Here is a 3,440-nt window from a genome sequence, read left to right on the forward strand (position 1 = left end):
CTGTTCGACGAGCCGCTGTCCAACCTCGACGCCAAGCTGCGCGTGGCCATGCGCACCGAGATCAAGGAGCTGCACCAGCGCCTGAAGACGACCACCGTCTACGTCACCCACGACCAGATCGAGGCGATGACCATGGCCGACAAGATCGTCGTCATGCACGACGGCATCGTCGAGCAGATCGGCGCGCCGCTCGATCTCTACGATCATCCGGCCAACCTGTTCGTCGCCGGCTTCATCGGTTCGCCGTCGATGAACTTCCTGAAGGGCCGGCTTGCCGAGCAGGGCGGGCGGCCGGTGTTCGTCTCGCAGGCGGGCACGGTGCTGCCGGTTCCGCCCGGCAAGGCGGCGGCGGGCCGGGAGGTGGTCTACGGCATGCGTCCCGAACACATCCGGCTCGATCCGGCCGGCATCGCCGCCACCGTGTCGGTGCTGGAGCCGACCGGGTCGGAGACGCTGGTGTTCATGAAGTTCGGCGAGGACGCGGTGACCGCCGTGTTCCGCGACCGGCTCGCGGTGCGCCCGGGCGAGACCATGACGGTGACGCCGGATCTTGCCTCGGTGCACCTCTTCGACGCGAAAAGCGGCAACCGCCTGTGACGGCGCGCCGTCCGGAGGACAGCGATGTATCTTGAAAAGCTTCGCCTCGACGCCGCGTGGCGGTGATCACCGGCGGCGGCCAGGGCATCGGCCTTGCCTGCGCCGAGGCGCTGGCCGAGGCCGGCGCCATGTGGTGCTCGCCGACCGCGACGGCGCCATCGCCGAGGAAGGCCGCGAGACCCTTGCCGGCAAGGGCTATACCGCGACCACGGCCGTCGTCGACGTCACCGACAGCGCCGCCGTCACGGCGCTTGCCGACGAGCTGGCCGCGCGCCACGGGCGGATCGACATCCTCGTCGCCAATGCCGGCATCGGCCGGGTCGGGCCGGGCGCGGAAGACGTGACCGACGAGCTCTGGCTCAACGTCAACGACGTCAACTACAACGGCGTGTTCTGGTGCAACCGCGCCTTCGGCCGGCACATGCTGGCGGCGGGGCGCGGCGCGATCGTCAACATCGGCTCGATGTCCGGCCTGATCGTCAACCGGCCGATGAACCAGTCCTATTACAACGCCTCCAAGGCGGCGGTGCATCACCTGACGAGATGCCTTGCGGCCGAATGGGCGCCGCGCGGCGTGCGGGTCAATGCCGTCGCGCCGACCTATATCGCGACGCCGATGACGCTCTACGCCAAGCGCCTGCCGGGCGTCGTGGAAGCCTGGCTGCGCGACACGCCGATGGGCCGGCTCGGCGAGCCCGACGAGGTCGCCTCGGCGGTGCATTTCCTCGCCTCGGACGCCTCCAGCCTGATGACCGGGGCGATCGTCGTCACCGACGGCGGCCTGACGCTCTGGTGAGCGGCGGGGCCGACCGCAACAACAAGCGCACGGAACCGCAGTTCCGGACCGACAAGGGAGAGGCCCCATGGATTTTTCGGGCAAGAGCGTGCTCGTCACCGGCGCCGGCAAGGGCATCGGCCGGGCGACAGCGAAGATGCTGGCGGCCCGCGGCGCCGAGGTGATCGCGCTGACCCGCTCGCAGGACGATCTCGACAGTCTGGCCGCCGAGATCGGCTGCCGGACCATCGCCGTCGACCTTGCCGATGCCGAGGCGACCCGCGCGGCGGCGCTCGCCGCCATGCCGGCCGACTATCTGGTCAACAATGCCGGCACCACCGCCCTCGATTCCTTCCTCGACCTGACGCCCGAGACCTTCGACCTGCTCCAGGCGGTCAACGTGCGGGCGCCGATGATCATGGCGCAGGAATATGCGCGCAGCGCCCTCGCACGCGGCGCCAAGGGGGCGATCGTCAACGTCTCGAGCGTCTCCTCCTTCATCGGCTTTGCCGATCACGCGGCCTATTGCGCCTCCAAGGGCGCGCTCGACGGCCTGAGCCGGGTGATGGCCAACGAGCTCGGCCGCCTCGGCATCCGGGTCAATTGCATCAATCCGACCGTGACGCTGACGCCGATGGCGGTGAAGGCGTGGAGCGACGAGGAGAAGGCCGGCCGCATGCTGTCGCGCATTCCGCTCGGCCATTTCGCCTCGCCCGAGGAGGTCGCCTCGGTGATCCTGTTCTTGCTCTCCGACGAGGCGAGCATGCTCAACGGCCTCGCCATGCCGGTGGACGGCGGCTTCATGATCAACTAGAGCCTTGAACCACCTCAGCCCCGCTCGCGGATGCCCACAGCCAGTGCCCGCTCGAACGGGCCGACCGGGCTCCGTCGACACCAGGAAGAAGGAGACGAGGACGATGACCCGCCTCGATGCCAAGCTCGCCCGGATCCGCGCCGCAACTATCGCCGCGCCGACTTCATCATCGCCGACGCCAAGGACGGCGACATGGGCCCGAGCATCACCTCCTGCGGCCCGAAGCTGGAGCCCGACTGTTCCTTTGCCCGCTACCGGACGCGCACCGAATTCCTGGACAAGGTGTCCGAGGTGGTCGCCCAGGACATCGTCGACATCATGCTGATGTCGGCCTCCAACCTCGAACTCCTGACCGAGCGCGGCGTCTTTGCCGAAAGCCGGGTCAAGCCGGCGATCCGCGCCAACGACACCACCGACATCTGGGTCGGCCGCGGCGCGACCTACGCGACGAAGCCCTCGCGGCCGTTCCGCACTGCCTCGCTCGATCCGGCGCGGCGCCACACCGACCTCGGCCTCTATTCGATCACCTTCAACAACGACCTCGACGCCGACCATGCCTCGCTGGAGGCCTTCGCCGACTTCCGTGCCGAGGCGGACGCGATGGGCTTCAGGTATTTCCTCGAGGTGTTCAACCCGAATGTGGCGACCGGCATCGATCCGGAGGTGCTGCCCTTCTACGTCAACGACTGCATCGTGCGCTGCCTTGCGGGCCTGACCCGCGCCGAGCGGCCGCAGTTCCTGAAGATCGTCTACAACGGTCCGAAGGCCCTCGAAGAGCTGGCTTCCTTCGATCCGAGCCTCGTGGTCGGCGTGCTCGGTGGCGGCGCCGGCACCACCCGCGACTGTTTCGAGCTCCTGAGCCAGGCCGAGAAATACGGCGCCCGGCTCGCCCTGTTCGGCCGCAAGATCAATCTTGCGGAAAATCCGCTGGCGATGGTGAGGCTGATGCGGGCGGTCGCCGACGGCGATCTCGCGCCGGCCGAGGCGGTGAAGGCCTATCACGGCGAGCTTCAGTCGACCGGCCAGACGCCGCTGCGGGCGCTTGCCACCGACATCGAGATCACCGAAGCGGTGCTGAAGCGCGCGGCCTGAGGAGCGGACCATGGCGGCACGTCGCGGCTTCGTCACCGGAGGCACCTGGTGCCTCGACCGCAACCGCCGGATCGACGCCTGGCCGGCCGAGGACAGCGTCGCCGTCGCCTGGGGGCTGGAGGAGCGCGGCGGCGGCTCGGCCTGCAACCTCGGCATCGACAT

3 protein-coding genes and 1 pseudogene are annotated in these 3,440 nt (G+C 68.9%); all 4 read left to right on the top strand.

The features are described 5' to 3' along the window. A partial coding sequence (locus A6302_RS19740) for an ABC transporter ATP-binding protein (RefSeq protein ID WP_141704002.1) occupies positions 1-597 on the top strand: 597 nt, incomplete at its 5' end. Positions 598-621: 24 nt separating this feature from the next. Further along, a pseudogene (locus tag A6302_RS19745) lies at positions 622-1,393 on the top strand (SDR family NAD(P)-dependent oxidoreductase). A gap of 67 nt (positions 1,394-1,460) precedes the next feature. After that, positions 1,461-2,186 carry an SDR family oxidoreductase gene (locus tag A6302_RS19750; protein ID WP_069308454.1) on the top strand — a complete coding sequence of 242 codons (726 nt, stop codon included), beginning with the start codon at positions 1,461-1,463 and terminating at the stop codon, positions 2,184-2,186. 30 nt (positions 2,187-2,216) lie between these two features. Beyond that, positions 2,217-3,278, top strand: a complete 1,062-nt coding sequence (locus A6302_RS19755; RefSeq protein WP_342586317.1) for a hypothetical protein — start codon at positions 2,217-2,219, stop codon at positions 3,276-3,278. The last annotated feature ends 162 nt before the right edge of the window (positions 3,279-3,440 follow it).

Origin of the sequence: Methylobrevis pamukkalensis, assembly GCF_001720135.1 — a bacterium.
GTDB lineage: Bacteria > Pseudomonadota > Alphaproteobacteria > Rhizobiales > Pleomorphomonadaceae > Methylobrevis > Methylobrevis pamukkalensis.